The sequence below is a fragment of the Sulfobacillus harzensis genome (assembly GCF_012933365.1).
GTDB classification, from domain to species: Bacteria; Bacillota; Sulfobacillia; order Sulfobacillales; family Sulfobacillaceae; genus Sulfobacillus_B; species Sulfobacillus_B harzensis.
In genome coordinates this window covers 16,306-40,955 of the sequence record NZ_JABBVZ010000001.1, presented here as the reverse complement: position 1 = coordinate 40,955, position 24,650 = coordinate 16,306, and the positions used below count along the sequence as shown (strand labels likewise).

The 24,650-nt window shown below is 62.2% G+C and carries 26 protein-coding genes; 4 read left to right on the top strand and 22 right to left on the bottom strand.

Going from position 1 to position 24,650, the window contains the following annotated elements:
• Positions 1-21: 21 nt before the first annotated feature.
• A complete protein-coding gene (locus tag HIJ39_RS00250; protein ID WP_169095495.1) occupies positions 22-888 on the bottom strand; it encodes a hypothetical protein in 867 nt (288 codons plus the stop codon).
• A gap of 43 nt (positions 889-931) precedes the next feature.
• Here HIJ39_RS00250 and HIJ39_RS00245 point away from each other — a divergent pair, with 43 nt between their 5' ends.
• Entirely contained in the window at positions 932-2,317 is a 1,386-nt protein-coding gene (locus HIJ39_RS00245; RefSeq protein WP_169095493.1) for a tetratricopeptide repeat protein, read from the top strand.
• Between the two features lie 24 nt (positions 2,318-2,341).
• Here the strand turns inward: HIJ39_RS00245 and HIJ39_RS00240 are convergent, their stop codons facing one another.
• From HIJ39_RS00240 to HIJ39_RS00185, 12 genes are all read right to left on the bottom strand, one after another.
• Positions 2,342-3,211 carry a glycine-rich domain-containing protein gene (locus HIJ39_RS00240; protein ID WP_169095491.1) on the bottom strand — a complete coding sequence of 290 codons (870 nt, stop codon included), beginning with the start codon at positions 3,209-3,211 and terminating at the stop codon, positions 2,342-2,344.
• A gap of 12 nt (positions 3,212-3,223) precedes the next feature.
• Positions 3,224-4,477 (bottom strand): hypothetical protein, encoded by a 1,254-nt coding sequence (locus tag HIJ39_RS00235; protein ID WP_169095489.1) that lies wholly within the window; start codon positions 4,475-4,477, stop codon positions 3,224-3,226.
• 13 nt (positions 4,478-4,490) lie between these two features.
• A complete protein-coding gene (locus HIJ39_RS00230; protein WP_169095396.1) occupies positions 4,491-4,979 on the bottom strand; it encodes a hypothetical protein in 489 nt (162 codons plus the stop codon).
• Positions 4,980-4,988: 9 nt separating this feature from the next.
• Entirely contained in the window at positions 4,989-5,720 is a 732-nt protein-coding gene (locus HIJ39_RS00225; protein WP_169095488.1) for a LamG domain-containing protein, read from the bottom strand.
• Positions 5,721-6,300: 580 nt separating this feature from the next.
• Positions 6,301-7,185, bottom strand: coding sequence for a hypothetical protein (locus tag HIJ39_RS00220; RefSeq protein ID WP_169095486.1), 885 nt, complete (start codon positions 7,183-7,185; stop codon positions 6,301-6,303).
• 35 nt (positions 7,186-7,220) lie between these two features.
• Positions 7,221-8,123 (bottom strand): hypothetical protein, encoded by a 903-nt coding sequence (locus tag HIJ39_RS00215; protein WP_169095484.1) that lies wholly within the window; start codon positions 8,121-8,123, stop codon positions 7,221-7,223.
• 9 nt (positions 8,124-8,132) lie between these two features.
• Positions 8,133-9,653: a baseplate J/gp47 family protein gene (locus HIJ39_RS00210; protein WP_169095482.1), complete on the bottom strand. Its 1,521-nt coding sequence runs from the start codon at positions 9,651-9,653 to the stop codon at positions 8,133-8,135.
• 198 nt (positions 9,654-9,851) lie between these two features.
• The gene (locus tag HIJ39_RS00205) at positions 9,852-10,532 is read right to left on the bottom strand and encodes a PBECR2 nuclease fold domain-containing protein (RefSeq protein WP_169095480.1); all 681 of its coding nucleotides are present in this window, start codon (positions 10,530-10,532) and stop codon (positions 9,852-9,854) included.
• 11 nt (positions 10,533-10,543) lie between these two features.
• Entirely contained in the window at positions 10,544-11,935 is a 1,392-nt protein-coding gene (locus HIJ39_RS00200; RefSeq protein ID WP_169095478.1) for a hypothetical protein, read from the bottom strand.
• A gap of 11 nt (positions 11,936-11,946) precedes the next feature.
• Positions 11,947-12,774 (bottom strand): LysM peptidoglycan-binding domain-containing protein, encoded by an 828-nt coding sequence (locus tag HIJ39_RS23630; RefSeq protein WP_207711380.1) that lies wholly within the window; start codon positions 12,772-12,774, stop codon positions 11,947-11,949.
• Between the two features lie 16 nt (positions 12,775-12,790).
• Positions 12,791-13,534 (bottom strand): hypothetical protein, encoded by a 744-nt coding sequence (locus HIJ39_RS00190; protein WP_169095476.1) that lies wholly within the window; start codon positions 13,532-13,534, stop codon positions 12,791-12,793.
• Entirely contained in the window at positions 13,531-15,042 is a 1,512-nt protein-coding gene (locus HIJ39_RS00185) for a hypothetical protein (RefSeq protein WP_169095474.1), read from the bottom strand. The genes HIJ39_RS00190 and HIJ39_RS00185 overlap by 4 nt, the downstream gene beginning before the upstream one ends.
• Positions 15,043-15,135: 93 nt before the next feature.
• Here HIJ39_RS00185 and HIJ39_RS00180 point away from each other — a divergent pair, with 93 nt between their 5' ends.
• The 3 genes from HIJ39_RS00180 to HIJ39_RS00170 are packed head-to-tail and all read left to right on the top strand — an operon-like array spanning position 15,136 to position 16,135.
• Positions 15,136-15,393, top strand: coding sequence for a hypothetical protein (locus HIJ39_RS00180; RefSeq protein WP_169095472.1), 258 nt, complete (start codon positions 15,136-15,138; stop codon positions 15,391-15,393).
• The gene (locus tag HIJ39_RS00175) at positions 15,390-15,833 is read left to right on the top strand and encodes a hypothetical protein (RefSeq protein WP_169095470.1); all 444 of its coding nucleotides are present in this window, start codon (positions 15,390-15,392) and stop codon (positions 15,831-15,833) included. Before HIJ39_RS00180 ends, HIJ39_RS00175 begins: the two co-directional genes overlap by 4 nt.
• A gap of 14 nt (positions 15,834-15,847) precedes the next feature.
• Positions 15,848-16,135 (top strand): zinc ribbon domain-containing protein, encoded by a 288-nt coding sequence (locus HIJ39_RS00170; RefSeq protein ID WP_169095468.1) that lies wholly within the window; start codon positions 15,848-15,850, stop codon positions 16,133-16,135.
• 260 nt (positions 16,136-16,395) lie between these two features.
• Here HIJ39_RS00170 and HIJ39_RS00165 read toward each other — a convergent pair whose 3' ends face one another.
• The 9 genes from HIJ39_RS00165 to HIJ39_RS00125 all read right to left on the bottom strand — a co-directional run bounded on the left by HIJ39_RS00165 (position 16,396) and on the right by HIJ39_RS00125 (position 24,648).
• Positions 16,396-19,365, bottom strand: coding sequence for a transglycosylase SLT domain-containing protein (locus HIJ39_RS00165; protein WP_169095466.1), 2,970 nt, complete (start codon positions 19,363-19,365; stop codon positions 16,396-16,398).
• Positions 19,366-19,533: 168 nt separating this feature from the next.
• The gene (locus HIJ39_RS00160) at positions 19,534-19,806 is read right to left on the bottom strand and encodes a hypothetical protein (protein WP_169095457.1); all 273 of its coding nucleotides are present in this window, start codon (positions 19,804-19,806) and stop codon (positions 19,534-19,536) included.
• A gap of 7 nt (positions 19,807-19,813) precedes the next feature.
• Positions 19,814-20,203 (bottom strand): hypothetical protein, encoded by a 390-nt coding sequence (locus tag HIJ39_RS00155; RefSeq protein WP_169095455.1) that lies wholly within the window; start codon positions 20,201-20,203, stop codon positions 19,814-19,816.
• A gap of 14 nt (positions 20,204-20,217) precedes the next feature.
• Positions 20,218-20,643: a hypothetical protein gene (locus HIJ39_RS00150; RefSeq protein WP_169095453.1), complete on the bottom strand. Its 426-nt coding sequence runs from the start codon at positions 20,641-20,643 to the stop codon at positions 20,218-20,220.
• A gap of 14 nt (positions 20,644-20,657) precedes the next feature.
• The gene (locus tag HIJ39_RS00145; protein WP_169095451.1) at positions 20,658-22,379 is read right to left on the bottom strand and encodes a hypothetical protein; all 1,722 of its coding nucleotides are present in this window, start codon (positions 22,377-22,379) and stop codon (positions 20,658-20,660) included.
• A gap of 12 nt (positions 22,380-22,391) precedes the next feature.
• Positions 22,392-22,586: a hypothetical protein gene (locus tag HIJ39_RS00140; protein ID WP_169095449.1), complete on the bottom strand. Its 195-nt coding sequence runs from the start codon at positions 22,584-22,586 to the stop codon at positions 22,392-22,394.
• Between the two features lie 9 nt (positions 22,587-22,595).
• Positions 22,596-23,225, bottom strand: a complete 630-nt coding sequence (locus tag HIJ39_RS00135) for a hypothetical protein (RefSeq protein WP_169095447.1) — start codon at positions 23,223-23,225, stop codon at positions 22,596-22,598.
• Positions 23,215-23,943 carry a hypothetical protein gene (locus HIJ39_RS23625; protein WP_207711379.1) on the bottom strand — a complete coding sequence of 243 codons (729 nt, stop codon included), beginning with the start codon at positions 23,941-23,943 and terminating at the stop codon, positions 23,215-23,217. Before HIJ39_RS23625 ends, HIJ39_RS00135 begins: the two co-directional genes overlap by 11 nt.
• A gap of 3 nt (positions 23,944-23,946) precedes the next feature.
• Positions 23,947-24,648, bottom strand: a complete 702-nt coding sequence (locus HIJ39_RS00125; RefSeq protein WP_169095445.1) for a hypothetical protein — start codon at positions 24,646-24,648, stop codon at positions 23,947-23,949.
• Between the last annotated feature and the right edge of the window lie 2 nt (positions 24,649-24,650).

Sequence of the window (24,650 nt, the reverse complement as noted above, 5' to 3'; positions counted from 1 at the left end):
ACGGTCTCCTATGGTCTTGCACTAGGCGAGGCCGGGTATGGACGCCATGTCGGTGGCGAACGATTGAAATGCTTGCGCCGCTGTGGCGAGGTCTTGCGCATATTGGGCCACAGGCTGGATGGGATTGCCACTGCTGTCGAGCGATCCCGCCAGCGTCACGGGCAGGTTGGTGTTGATGTTGTTTTGAATCCAGGTGATCGCGGCTTGCTGGGCGCTGGTGGGCGTCCACGTGCCCGCCTTGATGAGCACGGCGAGAATCCCTGCGGTCCCGAAGAGCGTGTCGAACGCAATCGCGTCCGCCGTGGCAATATCACCGGGCTGGTGGGCCGCGCTGATCCCGCTGGCATAGAACGACTGAAGGAATTCACTACTGCCCGGTCCTGTCGGCGTCACGGTCGGCACCGTCCCACCCGTCAGCGGCACGCATTGGAGCGCCACGGACGGCGTTTGCGTGCCGCCGAAGGTGGCTGATCCGCTCACGGTGCCGGTCGCGGCGACGGTCGCGGCCACAGGAAAGTGGACGCAGCTCGGATGCACGTCAATGGTCCACGTCGCGGTGTTGTTGCTCACCATCGCGGTATACGTGCTCCCGAGGACCGTCAGCGTCGCGCTAGTCGGCGGCGTGCTGGGCGGGTTATTCAGCGTCGCGGTCAGCGTGTATTGGTTGTTCGTTCCGCTGGTGGCCTCCAGGATCCAATACGGCTGCATGACCAGCGCAGGCGGATCTCCCTGGATGAGGAACCATTGCGGGTACTGGTACGCGATGACTGCATTGGGGTCGGCAGGACTGAGCGGTCCCAAGACTGCCTCGCCGGTACCTGGCGTAAACCCCGTTGTGTTCGCAGCTAGAATTTGGCCGGATGTGGCTTGGTACAGGAAATAGTACATTGGCTGGGACCTCCTAGGAACATTCCCATGCTACAATACGGGCATGAGCACAAACGAACAAATCGCTGACTTACTCCGGCATCGGCGCTGGGAGGAAGCGAGGCGCGCCTCCCTCGAACGCCTACATCAGGACCGCCTGGACGCTCAGGCATGGGTCTTTTTGGGACAGTCCCTGATTGGACTCCGGCGTGGGCATATGGCGGAATTGTGTTTTCAACGGGCTAACTTACTCGATCCCTTTGCCTCATGGATAGATCAGGCGTTACACGACTGTCGCTCAGTCCCCATAGGGGCCGCCGATCAGCACGTTCTTGATGTCTTGGCTGTTCCATCTGCGACGATTGCGGCCGTTGTGTTGACGCGTGACAGTAGTCGCACGATTCGTCAGTGCCTCGCGCCATTGCAGCAGGCGGTCGACGAGATTGTGGTAGTCGATACGGGTTCGCGAGACGACACCGTTTCCATGGTGGAGTCCATGGGTTTGCGGGTTCACCATTTCTCGTGGGTTGACGACTTTGCAGCGGCTCGCAATTATTCCCAATTTCTCGTCACAGCGGAGTGGGTGATCCATGTGGACTCCGACGAAATCCTCTATCCAGAAGATACGGAGTCCGTCCGTACGGTGGCCGGTCTTTTGAATCACAAGCCCAGCTTGGTGAAAGTGCTGCAAATGAATCACCTCGGCGACACCATCAGCCCGGCGCTGGTCGCCCGGATGTTTAAGACTGCCGATTTTGAATGGCAGCTGCCGGTCCATGAACAGGTCGTTCCCAAATCTCACGTCAACCAAACGGAATTAAAGTGGCGCGTCGTCCAGATCCGCTTGTTTCATGATGGCTATAACCCTGAGGTCACCAATGTTCAAGCCAAACGCGACCGCAATCTTCGTATTTTGAGAAAGGCCGTCACTGTCGATCCATCCAATCCGTCGATTTTGTTTCACTTAGGTCGTGAACTGGGGGGCAACGCCAAATATAACGAGGCTATCCCGTATCTTGAACAGGCCTACGCCTTGGAGAAGAAGCAACCGGACTCGCCTCTTTTTCCGATGATTTGCCTCGCCTTATCTGAGATTCACTTGGCCCTGAATCATAGGGACGATGCTCGGGAAGCCATAGCGCGACTGATGCACCTTGCCCCGGATCATCCCGACGGATGGTTTCGTTATGGGCTGCTGACCTACGAATCACCTCCGTATGATCCCCATGCGCTCCGAGAGGTCTTTTTACGAGCGTATGAGACGGGACAGCGGTACCGCGGACCCGCAAACTTTGATCCCGAAATCGGGACTTGGAAAGCGTTATACATGCTCGGGGTGCTTGCGCAAGAGGTTGGTGACAAGACGACCGCCAAAACGCTATTCACGCAGGTCCTGCAGGCGAATCCGACTGTTCGTGATGCCAGATACCGACTATCGCAGTTGGACTGAGAGACGTTCGGACCGGCTTTTTGTCTACCAAAAGATATACACCGCCCCAGGGGCACCGTTTCCGCCGTAATAGCCGCTGGCGTTGTTGTCTGATCCGCCTCCCCCACCGCCATGGCTTTTTCCGTTACTCCCACTCGATCCACTCGTGCCACCCGCACCTCCATTGCCACCGCCAGGCCAATATCCAAAACTGGCTGATCCGGTTCCTCCTGTGGAGGTTGTGCTTGCCGACTCCCCAGGGCCGGTTGCCCCGGCTCCTGCACCCCCTCCTCCGCCTGCATTACTGAGAGGCACACTCCCGTTACCGCCGGCGTACGACACTAGAACAGCAGACACGCCGTAACTCGTGGGTGCGCTTGCAGCCGGGCCGCCGCTAGCGCCTAGACCATTATTGACCACAGCACCGCTGCCGCCATAGGCCGTATAGGTCGTTCCGCCCACGGTGATCGTGCTGTTGCCCCCAGAGTTTCCCGACTGCAGAGACTGTCCTCCCAAGCCGCCAGCTCCGACAGTGATACTCACGGTTTCGCCTGGTGTCAAGCCGAGCCAGACAATAGTGGAGCCGCCGCCGCCGCCTCCACCGCCGTTAGCGTTTTCCCCGCCACCTGCTCCGCCACCCCCTCCCCCGATGAGGACGGCCAGTGCCCGTGTCACCCCACTCGGCACCGTCCAGGTGTAGGTGCCGGGCGTGGTCCAGGACTGGCTCCCGCTGCCGGGGAGGGCGGCTTGGCCGCCGCTGTAGTATCCCGGCGTGATCGCTTGGCCGGGTTGGAGGGTGGGGCTCCCGTTGTTGGGCATGGTGCCCGCCGTGTCGTAGTTCGTGTTGGCGGAGAACGTGGTGCCGCTCAAGACCTGAGCAGGTTGTGCGTTACCAGGTAAAATTAGGTTAGCCATCGTCCTACCCCCCTATACCGCCAGCAGCCGCGCGTCAATGTACACTTGATTCGCGGTGCCCGCGGTAACCGTTAACGTAATCGCATCCCCACTCACCGCCTGAAAGAAAAACGGCACGGCGGCGTTATCGCCCACGGGGAGGTCTTGCGCATTCCAGACGTAGTAGGTCTGCGCCCCGCTATTGCTGGTATACGTCAGGGTGGCGGTCACGGTCGTCGCCGCCGTCCCGACGCGGGCATAGAGATAGCAGAAGAAGCCGCCCGTGGCCGCGGGGGTCACGCTGAAGATCGTCGTCGCGCTGGTCGTCGTGAGTTCCGTTTCGGCGGGACGTGCCACGATGACCGGCACGGCGGGGGTGCCGCTGACGGTTTGGGCGGTTTCGACAATGCCTGCTGCGGTCGCCGTCGCAGCGGACGGGGAGGCTTTCACCCACGTCCCCGGCGACCCCGCCGTGGTGCAGAGCCAGAGCGTTTGACTCGCCGCATCGACGACGAAATCCCCGGCTTGGAAGGTGCCGCTCGTGGGCGCTCCGCCGCTGGTCCCGCCGACATAGCGGGAAGGCGTCGTGGCTCCGGGGAGGCCCGAGACCGCCACATCCAGCATGGTCTGCTGGGCTGTAAACGTGTTGGCCGTGGCGAGGTCTGGGATCTGGATCCACCCGGACCCCGTGGACCGATAGATCACGGCGGGATCGCCACTGCCCGCTTGCACGGCCACCAGACTCCCCACGGGCGCGGTATAGCCGGGCACGGCGGGGTACACGGGCAATTGGGGCGGACTGCCCGTGGTGTTCACGGTGGGGGCGGTCGTGGTGCCGAGACCGCTATCCGGCGTGTTGTCGGTGTAGTCCGTGGTCACGTTGTCCTCAATGGTGTCAAGGTAGTAAAACGTCGAGCCGCCCGCTTGGGTGCGATACAGATCCCGCGCCACGACACCCGTGGGGCCGAGGGGGATGTTGGTCAGGTCCACGGCGTTGTCCGCCGGATTGACGGTCGTGGAGGCCGTCCCGGCCGCCGTCTGGTTGCCGCTGTAGTGGATGGTGTCGAAACCATCCACGTAGCCCGTGCGAAACACGACAAGGTAGGCATAGGCCCCATCGAGCACGCCGGTGGCGCTGCTGACGGTCGCGGTCGGGGCGCCCGGATTGGCAATGGGCTGATACGCGATAAAGGGGGTGTCATTGGCTCCAGTCAGGGCCGCGACGACTTGGTTCAAGTCTTGCGCCTTCGCCGGATTATTCGGGCTGACGAGATAGAGATCGCTCATGGATCGCCTCCGATCAAACGCTTAGGACCCACTGCCACGTGACCACCGTGGACGCCGTGGTGGTGAGGTCAATCGTGGCAAGAATATGACTCCACAAGGTCCCATCAGCGCTCAGTAATCCCGCCTCACTCGCGTTATACGGCCCGTAGCTCGGTCCCCACACGCCGACCCACTGGGCCACGAGGGGATTCCCGGGGGCGGGCCCCGCCTGCGTGACGTGGATTTGGGTGGCGACGTTGGGGCTGAAGAGGTCGGTATCCGTCGCCGCCGGGGTGCCGGTGCCATCGCCCAATTCCATATACGCGGGATAGGGCACGGCTTGGGACGAGGCCCCCCGGTTGGGGGTGGAGGTCAGCCACGCGACCACCGCCGCCGCGCCGCCGTTGCAAATCTGATTCGCGATCCACCCGCTATCCCGCAGCATGCGTCCATCCGGGGAGCGCGTGACAATGCGGACGCGGCCCGTGAGCCGCAGGCTGTCGGGCACTAAAAGATTGGGCATGGGAGCCTCCTAACGGATCGTATGAAGTCGTGCGGTGTTAACGTGGCGCAAAACCTGTCGGGGCGAGAGGGCGTAATCATAGAGGGCGATATGCGCCAAGTTCCCTTCAAAAGGATTATCACCCGCTCCCCCTTGTGCCCCCACCCAGAACGGCATCGGCGTCACGGTAATCCCTCCGGTCGCACTGCATTGCGCCACGATGTGGCCGTCGGAAAAAAATGTCAAGGTTTGAGCTGGGGCATCGTACACAAGTGCGCCGTGGTGCCATCGATGGGATGCCCATGTCGGAATGTCGGATTGCCCATCAAAGTCTTGGTGCGTTCCACTCGAATTCGTAAACCGCGTTTCTAAGGTGTTGGTATTTTCGAGTTGCAGCATATAGAATTCTCCCGAGTTGCTTTGTCGAATCCCTGCGAGAAATCCGTAATGCGATAAATCATTCGTGATCAGTCCCCACAGTTCGAGCGTCATACTGCCGTGTGCTATCCATGCGGGTTGGGGTGTCCGGACGGCTTGGGCGTAACCCGTACTGCCATCAAACGCAACGCTTCGGAATCCATGCGGTCCCGACTGGTTGACTGTGACGCCGCCATAGGTTTGAAGGTCATAGCCATGGCCCGTAACATCGATTAAAACGGCCCCTGCGGTATCTTGGCACGGATAGTATGCTATGGGACGATCCACCAGGACTTGCCCACTGTAGGTATTTGTCGGGAGACTGCGCGGCATCGAGATGATCATGCGATCACCGCCGCCGGGACTAGACGAACACGGTTAAATGGCGGACGTAGCTCACGCCGCCACCCTGATCGCCTTGCAAGCCCAACGCTGTGCCTTGGGGCGTGTAGGACGACGCCAAAGTAACCCCCCCCCGACTCGCCAATAACTACCACTCTCGCAATGGCTGTGGTGAGATCGAGGGTGATGGTATACCAGGTATTGGATAAGGCGACGAACCCCGTCCCGGGTGCATTCCATGCGCTCCAACTGTCTGTGTGTGCAAACCCGGACCAAAAGGACTCCCCGCGTGTATCCAGACGAAACATCATGCCCGCCCCGGTGTTATTGCATCCGAAGAAAACGTCCCCGAGTACACTAGATTGCATCTGCCATTGTATCCTGCGCAGGATGCGTCCATCATCGCGCCATGCGTAACTACTGTTTCCTGGTAGCGCAAACCCCTCAGATGTGACCGCAATCCCACTGTTATCCCATCCATTGAGGGTATGCCCGAAAGTGGCGATACCGTGCGCTCCGGTTTTGATGCTATAGATATCGTGAGGAGGTGACTGAATGGCCGCAGGGCGTATTCCTGTCAGGATCATACCTGCGTCACCTCGAACCACACGGTGCCTGCTTGGTCGCTCGCGCCATTATCCAAACTGACTTGGATGTGACTCGCCCCGTCGCCCATCAGCCAGCCTTGCACGAGATAGGCTTGGGTGGTGCCTTCGGCGACATCCACACTCGTGACGTCGGCAAAATAGCTCGTGCTCGTCCCAAAGGTTTGGGCATCTTGGAACGTTATCGTAACACTGGTGCCTGGACCTTGGGTACTGCTGGTCGGAGGGGCTGTGCTGGAGGTGGCCGTATTGCCGCTATCCGTATAACTGGTACTCGTGATGTCCGACGCGAGCAAATCCACGCTACTCGTGGTCCCTTTGTATACGTTGTAGGAGGTCGCCCCGCCTTGGCTCGTCCAACTGAGGCTAATGGGATAGGCTGTCGATCCTTCGGTCGCTTCTTGGGTGGCGGAAATCAGTGTTTCGCCCCACGGTCCCACGGCGGAGACCGCATAGTAATACGTCGTCGATGCCGCGAGATAACTTCCGACACTACCACTCGTGCCGACCGTCGCGGTCAGACCTTGCGGGGTGCCCGTCGGATTCATAATGCTCACCAAATAGAGTGCATCTTTTTGCAGAATGCTTGGAAGACTGATGGAAGCCGTTTGCGTACTGCCCGATGCGGCACTCGCGGCAAACGCGAGGGCCCCCGCTTGCACGGCGGTATTGCGTCCGACTTGCTTACTCAGCACGTAGCCAGCGTCATCGGTGAGTTCGGGGAGCAAGAGTCCTCCGGGCGACTGCACAAACTTGGTCATGCCAACCGCCACATGATTGTTCGCATCCTGCACGGCGGCCACAAAACTCGTCTGACTGGGGCCGAGGCCCAGCAACGTCGGGTTCACATAGAGTTGGGCCATCGATTAGCCGTCCTTTCGTTGCGCCGCGGGGCGCGTTATTGCCACACCGCCTCATTCCACGTAAAGCCCTGCACCGCCCCCGTGCCATCCGGGAGCGTCCCGCCCCACACTTGCGCCGTCAGTGGGGTGGCCGTGACCGTCACGCTGTCGCTCATCATGAGGGTGTCGCTCAACTGCGAGGCGAAGACCACTGTGGCAATCACGCCCACGGCTTTGAGGGTGTCGATCATGCCTTGGATCTGGGACTGGTCATACACGAAGCCTTGTGGCGGCTGCGTCGGCCATTGGACGGTCGCCGTGAATTGGCCCGGCGTGGTGTCGGTCACGGCTACGCTATAGCCCAACGCGGCCAGAAACGCTTCCATCGCGACCCCGTTGGGCGATCCCGTAATGGCGAGGCCGTACAAGCGCGTTTGATAGAGGCTGTCCGGCTCGCCGCCGATCCGCGGGACTTGCAAATAGGTGCCCAAATTGTCCAGCCACGGCCCTTCCAAGATGCCGAGGAGAAGACTCGTGAGGTCGCTTTTCATCGACTCCCAGGTCTCGCTGAGGGGTCTGACCACCTGCCAGAGCACCGAGCCCGGAATCGCCAGGGCCGGATACTCCGCGACGTTTTGCAACGGCACGGGACTCAACGCGCTATACCCCGTGTCTACCAGCGCGGTAGCCGCCAAGTCCGCCGGAATGCCGGGGCTGAGTTCCGCGCCCCAGCCTTGGGCAATCAGCGCCGTGCAGAGGGCCTGCATGCCGTACTGCGTGAGGTCAAAGAGGCCCGTGCCGGGCACGACCAAGGTGTGATCCCGCACCATGACCAAGCCCGGCGATCCGCTCGGCGGCGTGAGCGTGATGGCGGGAATCGCTTGGGGATCGCGGTTCAAATACCCTGCGAGGTCGTGCTGGAGCCAGTTCCTCCACGTCTTGCCATCTTGCCGTTCCATACGCCCCCCCTAACTCATCTGCGACACGGTGATGGTGCCCACGATGAACTGCGTGCCGAGAATCCCCGCGACGTTCCCGCTCGGGGTGGTCAACTGACAATCGCCCACGCCGGGAATGCTGGTAATCGCCAGGATGATGGCATTCGCGTTGATGCTCGCGGCGTTGGCATTCTGGCCGTTGTAGATATCGAGCCCATCCATATAGTCCGTGATCGCCTGCGTGACCGAATCCTGGACCATCGCCAATGTATAGCCGGGTTGCGTGAGGATACTGACGGCAAAGTTCTGCGTCTGCAACTGCGCGGCCACCACCGTCGTCACAATCCCCGCCGCTTTGGCTCCTGGCACCGCGTTGCCGTTCGTGTCCGTGTAGCCGTCCACAGACTGCTGCGCGTGGCTGATGAGGGTCGCGGACGGCGCCGTTTGCAGGTCGTTCGCGATCCAGCAGGTCGCATAACCCGGCGTCACGCTGAAGGCGGTGTTCACGGTCGGCGGACTCGCCGCGCCACTCGCGGGTAATGCCGTGAGGGTGGTTTCCGCGCCCGTACCGTTGGCATCGTAGGCCACACTACTGGAGCCGGCCGCCGTCGAGAGGTAGTAGTTGATGCCCGTCGCATTGGGACTGGGCGGTGTCTGGCCGACATTGGGCAACGTCAAGGCCCCCACTTGAATGGCCTGCCCTGCGGTCAACGTCACGGTGGCCGTGGGACTGAGCGGCGTTTCGCCGGCCGCCGTCGTCCACGTATACCCCACGGTGTAGGTGCCTGCGGCCAGATTCGTGGCCGTCGTGGGACTCACCGCCGTCAGCACCGGTGCGGCACTGGGGGACGTCACATAGCCGCCACTGGTACTCACCGCCGCGCCCACGGCCTCCACCACATACCCGGAGCTGTTTTGCACCGTGGCCCCCAGGGCTTTGGCCGCAATAGCATCGGTCGTCGCCGCTTTCAGCGCCGCGAGCGCCGCCGGGACTTCTGCCGTCGCCTCCAAGGGCGTCTGCGCGTTAGACCCCGTGGTGAACGCCAGGGGGTTCGTCACCGTGAGGCCCGACAAGCCGCTCGGGATGGCCGACACGATTTGGGTGATGGTATTCGCAGGGGCATTCCCCACCGATCCGCTTTGGTTGCACGTCACGACGGCATTCAGGCTCGTGGTGCCCGCGCTCCAAATGGTCGTCGCCCCGAGCGTGTACTGAATCGTGCTGTTGGGAATCGCCACGGTGAAGCCGCTCGGGAGCGTCACGCTACTAGTCGGCGCCACCGGGACGGCAAAGGTCACTTCGCCATAGGCGGCCACGGCGGATTGCGGCGTGAGATTCAGGGCCTTTTGGAGCGTGACTTGCATGTTCTGGTCGGACGCCGCCACAATCTGTTCGGCCAAATCCTGCGCACTAATGGCTATCGGTTCCGCAATGCCGGAGCGGAGTACGCTCCCGATGGTAAAGTCGGTGAGGCCCACGTTCTCAGCTTGGGTGGTCTGGATAATCTGCGCCGTGACGCCATGCGCGGTCCACGGGGTAAATGCGGCCATGCGCGTCCCTCCTCATGAAAAACGCCCTCGGTTGAGAGCGTTCAAGGTGGTATACTGGTAGTGCAAGGGGCTCGGCGTGTGATCGTGCCACGAAACGCCTAACCTCCCGTCAGTCGCACGATGGCGATGAATCGCGGGATGCGCTTACGATAGGGCACCTAGTCTGCAACGCTGTCGTAGGTATGGCAGGCCGGATGACTAGGGCCGCGGGTTCCTGCCTCCCTCAAACGTGTGGCGAAAGTATTCATTGTAGAGCAAATCCCCCTGCCGACGTTTGTCGATTTCCCGCAACTTCCGTTCTTGTGCGTTCCACGCCACCAATACCCCATTACGAACACGGGCTGTTACCAGAAAGGTCCGCGGGTGATCTCCGTGCCGTTTGTCCTGAAAATAGCCAATGTAAAGCCGACCCCTCTTTTGCTCGTGGGAGACGGGCTGACGCCAAATTTCTACCGGCCGTTTCAGGGCAAAGGGCAACCATGCGAGGTATCGCCAACGGTTGTCCTTGGGATCCCACCGACGCCGATCCAGAAGATGCTTCATAAACTCATCGTCAAGGGTCACATCGTCGCCCAGCACATCTTGAAACGCGACCCCAACGTTGTTGACATGCCACTTCAACGCGCGGTGTGCCTGCCAGAACCGCACCAAGGAATCATACGAATAGTCCTCTTCCCACAATGGCACATTGAGGGGATGCCATACCTCCAAGATCCGACGCCATGACGGCAATCCGATTGACTCCCACGTGCCATGACCCAGGGAAGGTCGGTCATCACGCCAATATCGGCGAACCACCACGAGACGCCCAGTTTTGGTATGTCGCGTGTACTCCTTGACCCAGCTTTTGTTCACTGTAAAGTAGAGTCCTATGGGCATCGTGGGCTCTCCTAGGCCGCTTGGATAAAGGTGGTCGTCACCGGAATGGGCGACGGCATACTCCGGACTTGGCACTGCGCCACGATGATCCACGCAGTGCCGTGTTGTTGGACCGTCACGGTGGGCACACTCGTCACGCGGGGGTCTTGCAAGAGCGCCGTGCGCACATAGCCGGTGATGATGTGCGTGCCCAGCATCGGTTGCCCCACCACACTCGGCAGGCCGCTCCCATAGGTCGTCGGATGCAAGGGCACCGTGCCCAGCGCACTGTCCAGGCGGCGGCGCAACGCCCCGGCGAGATTCTGGATGCCCGTCGCCGTCATCAGATCCCCGGTGTCGGTCCGCGCCAAGAAGCCCTGCTCATCCACGTAGATGTCGGTCCCCATCGGGTCTTGCGGGTCCGTCAACTGCGCCGACGTGGGTTGCCCCGACAGCGGAATCTGGATGCTTTGGCCGGGCGCGAGCACCTGCGTCGTCAACTGCGCCGGGTTGAGGTTCAGGCTCATCAGCGCCCCCACGCCGTAACTGGCCGTGACCGCCTCCGTTAACGTCGCGACAAAGGTGTCGGGGTTGTAGCTCTGGATCGGATGGGCTTCTTGCTGGCGTCCCGTGCTCGTCCACTGTTCCAGCACCACCACGGTCCCCGATTGGGCCAACGGGCCGGGCACGCCCGGGAGGGTCACCGTCGTCGCCCCCGCATTCACGACCGGTGCCGCGACAAACGGCTGTGCGCTCGTCGCCGTGGTCAATTCAAACGCCGCGACCGGGGGACCATATTGGTCCCACAAGCGCGGGGAAATATAGGGCGAGCGCAGATGGTTCAACGCCCGAATCGTCGGCCAGAGTTCGGGATTGCCGAGATACTGACTCGCCAGCGTCAAGAGCGTGTCCTGATCCGTCAGCGTGTGCAACCGCACACTCGGCGCGGTCGTGGCCGTCGGATTCTGCGTGGGCACCACCGCCAGGCCTTGGCAGACCGCCAGCAACGCGGCTTCGGGCGAGGCCGGGGCGCGTTGATTCAACACCGGGTCCCACTGGCGCAACGCCTGCAACGCCCCTTGCGCGGCGGGACTCAGTTGGAGCGTCTGCGTCGGGGTCGCGGTCACGGGTTGCGTGGCTACGATGCGCCATTGGTGCCACGAGGCGCGGACCACCGGCCCCAGCACCAGCCACAGGCCGACGTCTGCGGGCGCTTGGCTGAAGGCGGTGTCCAATACCCAGGCGGCCGCTTTGTGAATCTGCCGCGCCAACACGAGGCCGGGACTGTCTAAGGTGCTCACCGCGTTCCACAAGACGCCGCCCGTCGTGCGCCACTGCTGCCACACGGGATGCGCAGCAAAGTACACCGCTTGGCGCTGGGCGCGGGTCGGAAAGGCTTGTGCGGGTGTCGGATGCGCGAGCATGGCATCCCCTCCTACGGTAACGGCTGCGGAATGGTCAGCACTTGGCCGACGAAAATGAGATTTTTGTTCGCCACATGGCTCGCTTGGGCAATCGCGTCCTCGGCCGCGATCAAGTCGCGGGCGCCAAACTGCACGGCGATGCCCGACAGCGTGTCCCCCGCTTTTACCACATATTTCAGTGAGCGCCCGGGGAGGGATTTGCTCACCGGGCTGGGACTCACGTTGACCACGGGCACGGTTGATTGCGAGAGCGCCATGCCGGGACTGACGTTAATCAGCGGGTCAATCGGGTCCGCAATCGGCGACACCGCGCCGGGGTGATTGAGGTCCTTCATCACCCAAAAGGACGTCGCAAATTGATAGAGATACGGCTTCGACTTCGAGCGGAGCAGGGTCAGCGGGTTCGGTTGGGCCGTCGGCACCACTTGCAAGAAAATCTCGTCCACGTCGTTGGAGAAAAACATCGTCACATTCGGCGGTTGGCTCGCGTGTTCACTCTGGAGCGCAAAGTAATACTCGATGATGTCGTACCAGAGGACGCGATAGGCGTCCCAGCCGTCAATGGGCACGCCGTTGTAACTCCCCGCGCCCCGCGCCCAGCCGGTATGCCCGGTGAGCGTCAACTGCCCGACCCCGAGGCCAAAGTCGTCGATATAGGTGTCTCGGATGGTCTGTGTGGCCGTCGTGCGAATGGCCCGGGTCTGCTGATAATCGGGATTCAGCGGGAAGTAGATGGTGTGATGCCCCGGAGCCGTCGCGCCATCTTCCGTCGGCGGTCCGGGCCACACGTTCAGCCAACAGAGTTTGCCCGCTTGCGCATGGGGCGGCACATAGGCCATGGGCGATCCCTCCTCGTTAGCCGGATTTCACGGTGTCCGAGCCGCTGATAATACTGCCCGTGTAGGTCGTGCCATTGACATCCACCTGTACGCTGTCGCCCACCCGGGCTATCCCCGCTGTCCCGCCGTTCAGTGTGATCGTATTGCCCACCACGTCAATCGTGGCGCCCCCGGCGAGCTGCAGGTGGACTTGCACGTCCGAGCCGTTGGCCGGGGGCCAGGCGGGGTTGATGTCCGTCGGAGGCACCGCCGGGCCACTACCGGTGGTGACGGTGAGCGTCGAGCCGTCCGGCCAGCCCAGCGTGAGGTTGCCGTCCGGGTCAATCGCTTCCCATTGGCCTGACTCATGGCGGCGCACGGCCCAGCCGGGCTGTTGCGGGAGCCATGCCGGTGGCGGGGTCGTGGGCGGCAGGAAGCCCACCACGAGGGGTTGCCGTCCTGAGCCTTCGAGCCATGCCACCACGGCATAGAGGTCATTGGCCGTGGGATCGGGATTCGGCGTCGGCAAACCATACGGGCCTTGGGGCGTTTGTTGGGGTTGCACCGGATCGGTTTTCGGCAGATAGCTCGATCCGGTTAGCGTGCCCACTAACTGCGGCACGACGGGTACATGCGGCAAGATGCTGCCATGGTCCAGCACCACGTCCACCGTGCCTTCGGCCGGATGCCGCGCCGACACTTTGCCCCACAGCAAGACTGCTCCCGGCTGTTTCCGATAGGGGTTGGGCATTTGTGCCTTCGCTAAGGCGTGATCGATCATGATCGCACCCTCCCTCGGATAACACCTAGATCCATCGTCCAGGTGGCGTTGTTGGAATAGAGGTCGATTTCGTGCGAGACGCTTTGTATATACGCTTCCCAGGGGTTCGGATCGCTGGTAATGGTGCCGGGAGACACCACCACATACCGTCCCACTTTCGCCGCCGGAAACCCGTGGCAGGTGATGGTGCCCGAGCTAAAGCGGTCATTCGCCGCGAACACATTGACCAGCCAGGTGTTCAAATCCGCCACCTGTTTCTGGGCATCCGGGCCAAACGTCGCTTGCAACGTGGACACCCACGGCGTCGTCAACTGCAACGGCCGAATCCCGATGTATTTCGCCCGGGGATCGAAATACGGATTGCTCCCGGGTTGGCTCGCCTGCGCGGGATTGGTTTGGAGGGGTGCCCCCGTGGCACTGCTGCCCCCCGTCGCGGCAAACACGTGATCGTTCGCGTTGCCTTGGTCCGCTTGCGCTTGGCTGGGCGTGATGATTTGCGCTTGCGTGCTGCTTCCTTGGTACACATAGAAAAATTGCGCGTAACTCTGCGCCGTCACGCTCGAGAGGTCCGGCGTCGTCGAGTAGTACGTGTACAACTGGTTGGCCCCGTTAATCGTGATGTCATGCGCGGTGACATCCCCGGCATCCACGATGATGTCTGGGAAGAAGCCCAGTTCCTCAGGGGTCCCGTTGTACCGGAGCGGGTATTGGCCCGTCTCGTAGTTCTTATAGGGTGTTTGCCGCACCACGATCCACGGGCCGTCTTCTTCATCCAGCACGAAGTCTTCGCCCCACGGCGGCGACGCAAAATAGTCGAGAAAATTGCTGTAGGCCCCCTGCCAGGGTTGCAGGGAGAGGAAATTAATCTGATACGCGTCCGGAATCGTCAGTTTCGGAATGAAGTACGGCACCGCCGGAATCACCTGCCGGAGGCCCGTCACCGCCCCCTGGGCCGGATTGCTGGCGCTGGTCGTGGGGCCATTGACCAACTTCTCAATGAACGCACTGAGCAACTTATTGGGATTCGTCTGCGCCACGTTGAGTCCCAGTTGCGCGATGAGGGCATCGCTCCCTCCGGGGATGTTGGCGGCGAAGAAGGTCGCCATGGGATCGATGCCCCACAAATACAAAATTTGCCAGTCCGCCAGAATCGCGCCCATATCGCGCCCGCTCACCGTGACCTCCCGCTGGGGCCCGGCGGGATATCCCGGCATTTGCATTTGCTGGCCCGGCGCATCCACGAAGCCGCGCATGAGAATGGGGGGCTTGCCCGAACCGATCCCCGCGCGGATTTCCACGTAGGTGCGATAGACCAGTTTGTCGGCCCACGAGCCGCCTTGGTCTTCGCGCAGGGTGAAGGTCAGCGTGAACGTCCCATAAGGCTGACTCGTCGTTTTCGAGGTTTGGATGGTTTTCAGGTCGCCCATCAAGTCCTGATGGTAGTATTTGCCTTGGGGAGTCCAGGCCTGGACATCGACCTGCACCCGGTACTGTTTGACGATGGCCATGACTCACCTCGAATTGGCCTCAGCGGCTTCGCGAACGGTCCGCTGGTGTGGTAGCATATCGTCAGAAAGTCAGAAAATTAAGGAGGCCACGCCGTGTGGGCCCTACTCTGGTTCAGCAGTCTCATCTTGAGTGTGGTGCTCAATACACAGATCGCCATTCGGCAGCGGCATGCCATGTTCGGTGCCGTCATGGGAGCCCTCTTCTTCGGTCTCGTTTCCACACTGGTCATGCTGGCATTGCCGCTCGGCCGCTCACGACTGTGTGAGTACCGCCGCATGCGCATCGCGGAGAACGCCCGCCGGTGTCCCTATTGCCAAATGGATGACCCGTTTACGGCCCCCGCGCCGTGATTTGGCTGATCGTGTTCGGACTGGCGTTTCTTATCTGGCGCGCCACCCAGCGTCCGCGCCTCTGGCGGTCGCAGGGCCGTTTTAGCGACCACGCCCCGCCGCCGCTGCCGATCCCGTTGCCTGCGCAACCGGATGGGTGCTGGTACGAGGCGATCGCCACGCTGTGGTACAGTCCGTCCGGGCGGCTCACCGACCAAGGCTCAGGGCAGTTGCGGTGCCTGGGCGACCAATGGCAGTGGCTCGGGCCGCAGGGGACCGTCTGGTGCCGCTGGGAGGGGATTCTGGCCCTCCATGGGCATCCCAATGGCGTCTTGATGCATACTGCTGATCTGCCGCCGTTGGTACTCACGGTGCCCGACAACGCGCAATGGCACGCGTGGCTCACCACGTGGCTCGCGCATGCCTGGGCGTGGGACGGTCGATCCTCGCACGCGGAATGAAAGGATGATGGATTGTGATTGTGATTGTGTTGCTCTTATGGGTCGTCGCGTTTTTTGTCGCCGCATGGATCGGCTATAAGAAAGGGCGTCAACCCCTCGGCATCGTGCTGGGACTCTTTCTCGGCTGGGTGGGTGTCCTCATCATGGCGCTCGTGGGGCCGACGTCTGAAGCAGCCCGGGCCGAGGCCCTGCGGCAGGGATTTCCGTGCCCCTACTGCCAAGAAGTGGTGCGGCACGGCGCGACCGTGTGCCCGCATTGCCAGCGGGATCTGCCGCCGACGCCGGCGGTCAAGCGCGTTTAAGCCCCCACACCGACGGGAAAGCCGTTCGACCGCGTATTCTTCTCGACTTTGGCGAGCAGCCCTCGGATCTGGCTCAGGAGGTCCGTCAACTGTTGCCCGTATTGCGGATTCGTGGCATAGCCGGACGATCCGAGAATCTGGAACAGTTGCGACGTGGACGCGCCCTGGCGCGCCGCCTGGACGATGAATGGGATCTCCGTCGGCGTTGCGTCGCCGTACCTCGCGCCGACCGCCGTGGTGAACTGGATTCAGGAGACGCTTTAAGCCATGCCTTGATTGGCGGCGTAATACGGATTGCTCCGCGTGTTCTTCTCGATTTTGGCGAGAATACTCATCAGTTGGTTCGCTTCTTGGGTCGCCAGCGGCCCCGATCCCGCATAATGATAGGCGGCGGAATAAATGTTGCCGCCGGACTGGTTGAGCAACTGATTCAGCATCTGAATCCCCGCCGTCAGGTTGGCCGTCACATTATAGGGATTGCTGGTGAGCCCGTACTTGGCCCAGTTGCTACTATTAATCTGCATGAGGCCCGCATCCATCGTGCCGTTGCTATCGAGGTTATAAGCATACGGATTGCCGGAGGCATCCTGCTGGGTCATCACGGCATCAATGAGCGCGGGCGTTAGGTGCGGGTTTCGGTTCGGCATCGTCCCCAGAATGTTAGAGATTTGGCGATTGTAGGCGCTCACGCCGGGGGTCAGGTTGGCGTGTGCCGCCCGGGCCTGCCGCATGGCGGCTTGCGCCGCACTGACATACGGCCGCAAGTTCGTGGGGGCGCTCCCGCCGGTGATATATCCTGCGGGGATGACACCGCCGCCACTCCCACTCGATGCACCGCCCCCGTTGCGCATGAGCGTCATGAGTGCCGAGAGGTATGTCTGCTGGTTGTTGCCCTGCACAAAGCTCGCCAGCGTCGCGCCGAGACTCCCGCCGCTGGAGGCTGACGGCAAGCCGGGGACGCGGTAGGCCATGGTGGCGCCCGTGCCCCCGGTATTGAACAGATTCATGATCTGCCCGGGCGTCGGCGGTGTGTGCCCCGCGCCCCCGAGCGTCCGCGCTAAGCCGCCACTCAGATACCCATTCAGTTTCGACAACTGTTCGCGAATCGGTGTGAGGTTGCGGGCGATGCTCGCCCAGTTCTTTTCCGCTTTCGCGATAGTGCTGTTCAGGTTATCCAGGGAGGTGCCGAGTTTCGGCCCTGTCTGCAGGCTGTGCCCCAGCGTCGTTTTCATCTGGGCCAAATCCAACGCCCGTTGATGCTGAATGCTGTGGGCGTCCGCCAGATTGCGCGGGTGGATGCGGCCCAGTTGCTGGTATTGGTGCAGTTCCGTGTAATATTGGCGCGACACATGCCCATGCAAGGTATGGACGATCTGATGCGCGACGGCGTTCAGGCCATTTTTCCCGCCCACGCCCGTCGCATTGGCAATCGCCCCGAGCTCATAGATGCCGCCTTTCTTGATAATGGCATTCAACGCGCCGGGTCCCAGTTGGTTCGCCAAGGCTTGGGTGGCGTTCTCTTGGCTGACGGATCGTCCTTGCATGGCTTTCAGGACGTTGAGCGCTTGCGATTGCGTCAGGTGCAGGTCCTGGCCCATCAATGCGCCCACCGCCGCCGACTGCTCCGAGGGCATCCAGATCCCATTCTTGGTCGTACCGGTGACACGGCCACCTGGCAGCATCTTTTGGAAATACTGCATGATGGCCGAGAAATTCGATTGGCCCGTGATCGGGTTGCGGCCATTAATGCCTTGCGATTGGAGGTATTGCTCCTGGAAATAGCCCAGCGCCCCGGTGGGATTCAAGGCTTGATACGTGGCGAGCGCCCCGGCTGGGCCGAGGCCTGGGGACTGAATGCCTTGGTTAATCGACGACAGCACCTGCGCGCCCATCGTGCCTTGCAAGACGGCATTGCCGCTCTTGTTGAGGGAGGTCATGATCCCCGCCAAGAGCGTCGCGTTCGGCGCTTGCCCCAACTGTGCGGCCAACTGTTGGCTGACGCTCAGCATCGCCGACAGTACTTGCCCTTGGCGTCCCTGCATGCTCCCGGCGCTCACCGCGTTCCCAATCAACGCCGCGAATTGATTGGCCGTCAGTTGCCCACTGGTGCTATTGGTGCCGAGGATGCCCATTTGCGCGGCTTGGCCGAAGGATTGCGCGGTGGAGACCGGATTCAGGCCCATGCTGTACGCCATCCCTTGGGATGCAGTCATATAGCGGGTGAGGCCGCCCGTGCCCACATTGCCGACATACGGGGCCAACGCTTGCGTCGCGGCGGTAATGGTCGGGAGGCTTTCCGCAAATCCGACGCTGGTGGCATCGACCCGGTTGCGCAAGGTGTTAAACGATTCTCCGAGGTCGCCGATCGTCTTGGAGAGCGCCGAGAAGGCGGTCCCTTGCGTGTGGTACGTGCTCCATCCCTGCTTCACCTGACTGGCGACAAAGCCGACGCCGAGCGCCGCGGCCCCAATGCCGGTCGCCGTGAGGCCGCCCCCCAAGAGCCCGGCCATTTCGCCGGCACCGGCGGCGGTGGCTAAGCGCTTGACCACATTGGTCACGCCGCCCGCGCCCCCGCCACCCGACGCGCGGGTCGCCGCTTGCTGCGCGGAGAAATAGGCCCGGCTGACCTCACGGGTGAGCGGTCCAGTGCCACCGTGCCCCTGTTGATAGGCGCGATAGCCCGCGACGGCGCTTTGCACCGCCTCGGGCGCGATGCCCGTCGCTTGGCTCATGCGGGCGATGGCGAAGCTTTCCGCTTGCGATCCGGGCGCGCCACTTTGGACCACGGCGCTCAGCCGCGCCAAGTGCTGTTGAATCGCCTTCGACACCGCCGACTTCCCCCCGCCGCCCGGCATCATCATCTGATCCAACTGCGGCAAAATCGGCTCAATCACCGATTGGAAATTCGTCAGAAACTGCCCGGAGTTCATGGTGGCGTTCGCGCCCCCGAAGCGACCCCTATGCACGCGGCGTGCGCGCGGGGGCATCGCCTGTTGGGCGTACTGGGAGGCCGTCTGCGAGGCATTCGTCCCGCCGCCCCCGGCCCCCGGCACACCCGGGGCGACACCACCGCCTCCGGCGCCGCCGCTCACGCCGGGAATGGTGATTTTGCTAGCGTAGTTCATGATGCGCTTCATGTGCGCTTCCGCGACGCCGAGCTTTCTGTTGAACGTGTCGAGGTCGGTGCCGACGAGGGTCGGCTTAATTTTAATCGGATGGGGCTCCTCCATGGTTAACCTCCTAGGCCCGTCTGGGCAATGCTCGTCAGACGCTCCCGCTCCCACCCCCACTCGGGACGGTAATCTTGCTGGACAGGCCCGACGATGCGGCTCATGTGCTGTTCAATGAGGGTGAGATGGCTCTCGAATTTCGTGAGATCCGCCTCGTCGAGTGCGGGTTTAATGCGAATTTCGTGATCCAGGGTCCTCACCTCCCAGGGGCCGCGGCGGCGGCGCGTCCACGGGTTCCCAGTCATCCTCGGGTTCGTCGGGATGGTCCGCTTTCCACTGCGCGATAAACGCGGCCCGGGCCGTGTAGTCGTCGGGCGCATACTGGCCAGCGGCGACGGCTTCGAGCCACGCGTCTTCCACGGAGGGTGGCTCGGGCGGCGGGGTGTGGAAGATTTGCCACGCCCGCCACTCTTCCCAGAGTTCTTCCTGCGTCAGATTCAAGCGGGGGTCATTCCGCGGAATCTGGTACTGCTGGCGATACCAAAAGAGGAGGCTCCGCCCCAGCGTCTCCGCGTGTGACTCCCGCGTCTCCATCCACTGGGCGACGAAAGGAGCGGTCCCATTCGATGTATTGGGTGTAGAGCGTTTCCAAGACCGTGGTGTCCGGCTGGGCGTTCCAATCCCAATTCTTGGGTTCGTCCACCGTCGCCACGGTGATCGTCGCCCACATCCACGCGATTTCGCGGGAGCGGAGCGGCGCTTCGTCAAAGGGACAGCCTAACATGAGGGTGGCCTGGCCCGCGACGCGCTGTTCATCCAGCATCCCGAGGCGCTTCAAGGTCCAGCTGCCCTCGGGGAGGGTAAACACGTGTTTTTGACTGGCATCAATCCGATCCATGGGTCCTCGCTTTCTTAGTACGCGTTCGACGCGACGTCCGTCCCCATGAGCGTCACCGTCTCCAAGAACGCCGCGTTGGCGCTGGCATTCACCGAGGAGCTGTCAAAGAGGCAGTTAATCGCGGTCTTGACCACGCCGCCCTCCAACGTCTCGTAGAGGTCGGTGGTAAAGGGGGGGAGCGTCGCGATATCGTTCAGGGTTTTGGTGGGTTCAATGCCTGCGGCTTCCAACGAGGAGCCATACAGCATCAATTTGGAGACCGTGACGGTCACCGAGTTCAGGCCCGGCACCAGAATCGGGGTGCCGGTGCCGAATTGCCCCTCTTGGCTGAGATTGACGCCATAGTTCAAGGTCCAGGCTTTGAAGCCCAGAATGACTTTGCCGTTGATCTTAATCTCGCCATAGTTACCTGAGAGCAGGTTTTGATTCCCGAGTGCCATCCGTTATGCCCTCCTTAGGCGGCCTGCGCCGTATCGACGGACGCGGACAGGGTGGTCAGCACAAAGTCGGCCACGACCGTCGGACTGGCCGGGGCGGCGACCGAAATGACCGTGCCGGAAATGGTCACTTGAATGTCTTGCAATGCGGGCGCGGCTTGAATGAGTTGCAAGGGGGCTGCGGCCTGCTGGGTCAGAAAGGTGTAGACCGCCACCTTCACCGCGGCGGCGGTCGTCGCCGTGATGGGCTGGCCGACAAAGGCCGACAACACGCTGTTCAGGCCGTATTCCAGCACGAAGACTTCGTTGACCGCTTGCATCTGCACTTGATTGACTGTGGCGTTGGGGTTCAGAGCCGCTGTGGTCTGGCCTTTCGCGACCACGAACTGGCCGTTGTAGACTTTCAGCACGAGGCATCCGGCCTGAATCAAGGTGTCAATGGCACTCGATGCAAACGCTTGTTCCAACCCCGTAGCATTGAGCGACTTCAGCGTCGGTGACGCGTTGAGAGGCTGCCCCGCCATGAGGCCCGCGATTTGCGCGGCGACAATATAGGGCGGGAAGGTCACGCTCTGTTGTTGCAGATTGATGCCCTGGAGCCCATTCACCAGATAGCTGGTGTACTGGGAGGCCAGTCCCGCGGCATTCGTCTGCGCTTGGCTGATCGTCGTGCCGCTGGCACCGCCCACGACGCCGGAGCGGCCATAGCCCTCGCTGTCCATGAGTTGGCAATGCGCTTGGTTCATGGCCCAGATGGTCGACTCGCTCGTCACGGGCACCACCCAGAGCACATCGGTTTCCCCTTGCAACGCCGTATAGGCGGCCTGCCAATTGGTGGTCGTGGCCGTCCCGGTCGATCCGCCGGTCGCATAGGTGTAGGTGCCGGGCGTGGCCAAGGTGGTGGCATCCGCTTGGCGGACGGCCGTCACCCAGGTCTGCGCCGGGCCGTTCAAGGCGCGCACGACCGCCGTGATGTTGGCCGTCAGCGTGGTGGCCGTGGTGCTCGTGGTGCCTACGGCGACCGCGCTCACGTTGTCCAACAGCCCCGCGGCAACGTCTTGCGGATTGGGATCCAGCACCGTCGCGTTCCAGCCGGACAGCGCATTGATTTGGCTCGCCAATTGGTTCACCGTCAAATTGCTGGTGAGATCAATGGTGCCTCCCGTATCGGTACTCGTCGCCGTTAGCGTCACCGCGCTGTCGGTGGCCGTGACCGTCGGACTCGTGCCTGAGCCCGAATACCAGACGGACAGCACATTCAGCGCCAGATTCGCCAACTGAACGCTGCCCCCCGAATAGTCGTCAGCGATGGTGACGGTATATCCGGCCGTCGATCCCGCACTGACGGCGGCTTTGATGTAATTGGCCGCTTGGCCCCAGCGCGTGGTGGTCAGCACAATCTCCGGGGTGTTGCCGGATGGGTCCGTGAGGTTGATCGTGCCTTGCGTGGTGGGATTCACGTTCCACACTTTCAAGGGATTCGCGCCGCCGGTGACAGGCGAGGGATTCAAGGCGAGTGCGGCGGCATTGGCTAAATCGCTGTCAATGCCCAAATTCGTCTGAATGTCGCTCACCGAGGCGATCGTCACCAGCTCATTGGGGCCTTGGTTGGCGGGGCCAATGAGGACCAGCGTGTGCGGCGCGGGTTGGGCCGGATTGGCCGGAATCAGTGCACTATCATTAAACTGCGTGCGGGCTTGCGGTTGGGTCAGCACTTGCCCGTTAAAATTGGTGGACATGGCGCTCCTCCTTTATTGGCCTACCGGGTGATGCAGCCAGGCCTCCCAGCGCTGGCGCCAGTGGTCGGCGGTGTCCCACGCATCGGCCGCCACGTGGTGCAAAAAACCAGCGACGGCTTCGGCGGGCAGATCGATCTGCTGGCTCAGCCAATCGCGCACATGCAACAGGGGCCTCTCCCCCTCGGGAGCGGCCGGTTTCTTAGCCATGGGTCCTCCTTAATCCGATGCAGTGAGCGTGGCGGCCGTCCAGCCCGTAATGAGATCGGTATTGGTGCTCGCGGCGCTTTCAATGGTGGTGATGGTGAAGGTGAGCGTCTGCTGATACGGGAAAATCACGTCCCCGGCACTGTTCGCCATGGGACTCCAGCCGGACCAACTGAGTTGCTGCTTAATGTAGCGGTTGGGATCGGCCCCGAGACTCGCACGGGCCCCGATGAGGCTCCACTTGACGAGACCCACGAGCACGAGCAGGTCGGTGACGTTGATGCTCCCCACGGTGACCTGCCAGCTCTTCTGGCTCCCAATGCCCTGATCGGTGTCGAGCCCGCTATCGGAGACATCATAGGTGTAGGTGCTCCCGATCACGTCGAGGTCGCGCGTTTCCCCACCCGGCACCTGATAGAGCCACACGCCGGGGAGTTGCGGTTGCGCGTTGGGCAGATACGCCAGTTGCACCGACACGCTTTTCAGCCCCCCGCTCGTGAGCGCCGTGATGATCTGTTGCTGGATGGGGCTGGGCATCTGCGGGAAAATGGCGGGAATCAGGGTCGCCGCATTCTGCTGCACCTGCTGAATCCCGTTCTGGATCACCGCCAGCAGAGTCCACTCGCTGATGTCAATGGGCATGGAGTCGCGCCTCCCACCATTGCGTGTAAATCGCCGTCACCAGCGGCACGCTGGCTTGGCTCACGGCGGCGACCAGCGGTTGCCCCGGCTTGGCCGGATACCACCAGCTGCCCGGATCGGACCGCTCGGAGACCGTGCGAAACGTCACCGGACCCATCGGATAATCCGGGTGCCTCCCGAGGCGCATCCCCGTGTACAGGCCCGTCTGCCAGGTGTAATGGCTCACCACCTGAAACGGCCCGCTGGCCGCGGGGTACGCGAGGACGGGTGCACCTCCGTTGAGAATCTTGGAGCGGATTCCCTCCAGTGACGTGATCGGTGTCCCGTTCTCCAATTGGCTCACAATATGCGCCGGAAGGCTCGCGGCATCATGATGCATCGGGATGATGTTGTAGCGACCGTGCTTGCCCATGCGGGAATGGGGGCCATGGAGGAGGCTTGGCTTCATGTCTCTCGCCGCAGTTCCATTGGGCATCAGGCTCGCGTCCGCGCTGACCGTCGCCCCATCGCCGTCCAGGGTGACCTGCACGCTCTGCGCCAAGTCCGGCTTGTTGACGGGTTGTGTCATGGGCGGCAGCACCGTGCCGGTCGCAGCGGCTTGCCACACCTGTTGCACCGCGCCCCCGGCTTCGGCATGCGCTTCTGGCGGAAACGGGGCTTGGAGCGCCTGTACGAAGGTGTGCAGGGCGTCGAAGCCCGTCACTTCTAAGGTGAGCATGACTTAGCCCTCCAAGAGGGACAGCGGCGGCGCATTTTTGAGGAGAATGTAGCGCTTGCGCAAGACGGCGCGTTCGCCGAGATCCACGCCAAAGGCCACGCGCTGATCGGGCGGTTTGTAGACCACCCACTCGAAATCGCCACTGTAGCGGATAGTGTACTGCGTCCCGGCCGGCGGTTGCCGACCGACCCAGGTCACCGTACGCCCACGGACCGTGAAGTCATTCAGCACCGTATACGGCGTGATTTGGCCTGTCGTCGGATCGACCGTCCACGCGGCTTCGACCATGGCCGCCCGGTAGTTGAGTTGGTCCGTCGGGCCGGTTCCGCGCATCACCAACTCCCCGGTCATAGGGATACCCATGGACCAGGGCACGAAACAGAGATCAAAGGGATCCAGATGGAGTTGCCCGGGACGTGTCGAGACCTGCAGGTCGCCCGGCTCGGCGAGGCCCATCGCCACCAGATCCGTTTGCAGCGTCACATTCGTCACGATGCCCAACACCGAGCGGGCGGCGCTCGGATAGAGAATGCCGGTCCCCCCACAGGCTTGACACGCACTATTGGGCGAACTGCCCGGTTCTGCGCCACACGGACACGGCGACATTTTGTAGACGGTGAGCCGATAGGCTTGACCGCCTTGCGCCTGATCTTGCCAGAGGCCCTCAAACAGCCACGGCACCGGCGCCACCGGATTGTATTGCATGG

Bases quoted from the DNA above. Each gene is read 5' to 3' on its own strand.
- HIJ39_RS00250 (WP_169095495.1), bottom strand. From the start codon at position 888: ATGTACTATTTCCTGTACCAAGCCACATCCGGCCAAATTCTAGCTGCG.
- HIJ39_RS00245 (WP_169095493.1), top strand. From the start codon at position 932: ATGAGCACAAACGAACAAATCGCTGACTTACTCCGGCATCGGCGCTGG.
- HIJ39_RS00240 (WP_169095491.1), bottom strand. From the start codon at position 3,211: ATGGCTAACCTAATTTTACCTGGTAACGCACAACCTGCTCAGGTCTTG.
- HIJ39_RS00235 (WP_169095489.1), bottom strand. From the start codon at position 4,477: ATGAGCGATCTCTATCTCGTCAGCCCGAATAATCCGGCGAAGGCGCAA.
- HIJ39_RS00230 (WP_169095396.1), bottom strand. From the start codon at position 4,979: ATGCCCAATCTTTTAGTGCCCGACAGCCTGCGGCTCACGGGCCGCGTC.
- HIJ39_RS00225 (WP_169095488.1), bottom strand. From the start codon at position 5,720: ATGATCATCTCGATGCCGCGCAGTCTCCCGACAAATACCTACAGTGGG.
- HIJ39_RS00220 (WP_169095486.1), bottom strand. From the start codon at position 7,185: ATGGCCCAACTCTATGTGAACCCGACGTTGCTGGGCCTCGGCCCCAGT.
- HIJ39_RS00215 (WP_169095484.1), bottom strand. From the start codon at position 8,123: ATGGAACGGCAAGATGGCAAGACGTGGAGGAACTGGCTCCAGCACGAC.
- HIJ39_RS00210 (WP_169095482.1), bottom strand. From the start codon at position 9,653: ATGGCCGCATTTACCCCGTGGACCGCGCATGGCGTCACGGCGCAGATT.
- HIJ39_RS00205 (WP_169095480.1), bottom strand. From the start codon at position 10,532: ATGCCCATAGGACTCTACTTTACAGTGAACAAAAGCTGGGTCAAGGAG.
- HIJ39_RS00200 (WP_169095478.1), bottom strand. From the start codon at position 11,935: ATGCTCGCGCATCCGACACCCGCACAAGCCTTTCCGACCCGCGCCCAG.
- HIJ39_RS23630 (WP_207711380.1), bottom strand. From the start codon at position 12,774: ATGGCCTATGTGCCGCCCCATGCGCAAGCGGGCAAACTCTGTTGGCTG.
- HIJ39_RS00190 (WP_169095476.1), bottom strand. From the start codon at position 13,534: ATGATCGATCACGCCTTAGCGAAGGCACAAATGCCCAACCCCTATCGG.
- HIJ39_RS00185 (WP_169095474.1), bottom strand. From the start codon at position 15,042: ATGGCCATCGTCAAACAGTACCGGGTGCAGGTCGATGTCCAGGCCTGG.
- HIJ39_RS00165 (WP_169095466.1), bottom strand. From the start codon at position 19,365: ATGGAGGAGCCCCATCCGATTAAAATTAAGCCGACCCTCGTCGGCACC.
- HIJ39_RS00155 (WP_169095455.1), bottom strand. From the start codon at position 20,203: ATGGATCGGATTGATGCCAGTCAAAAACACGTGTTTACCCTCCCCGAG.
- HIJ39_RS00150 (WP_169095453.1), bottom strand. From the start codon at position 20,643: ATGGCACTCGGGAATCAAAACCTGCTCTCAGGTAACTATGGCGAGATT.
- HIJ39_RS00145 (WP_169095451.1), bottom strand. From the start codon at position 22,379: ATGTCCACCAATTTTAACGGGCAAGTGCTGACCCAACCGCAAGCCCGC.
- HIJ39_RS00140 (WP_169095449.1), bottom strand. From the start codon at position 22,586: ATGGCTAAGAAACCGGCCGCTCCCGAGGGGGAGAGGCCCCTGTTGCAT.
- HIJ39_RS00135 (WP_169095447.1), bottom strand. From the start codon at position 23,225: ATGCCCATTGACATCAGCGAGTGGACTCTGCTGGCGGTGATCCAGAAC.
- HIJ39_RS23625 (WP_207711379.1), bottom strand. From the start codon at position 23,943: ATGCTCACCTTAGAAGTGACGGGCTTCGACGCCCTGCACACCTTCGTA.
- HIJ39_RS00125 (WP_169095445.1), bottom strand. From the start codon at position 24,648: ATGCAATACAATCCGGTGGCGCCGGTGCCGTGGCTGTTTGAGGGCCTC.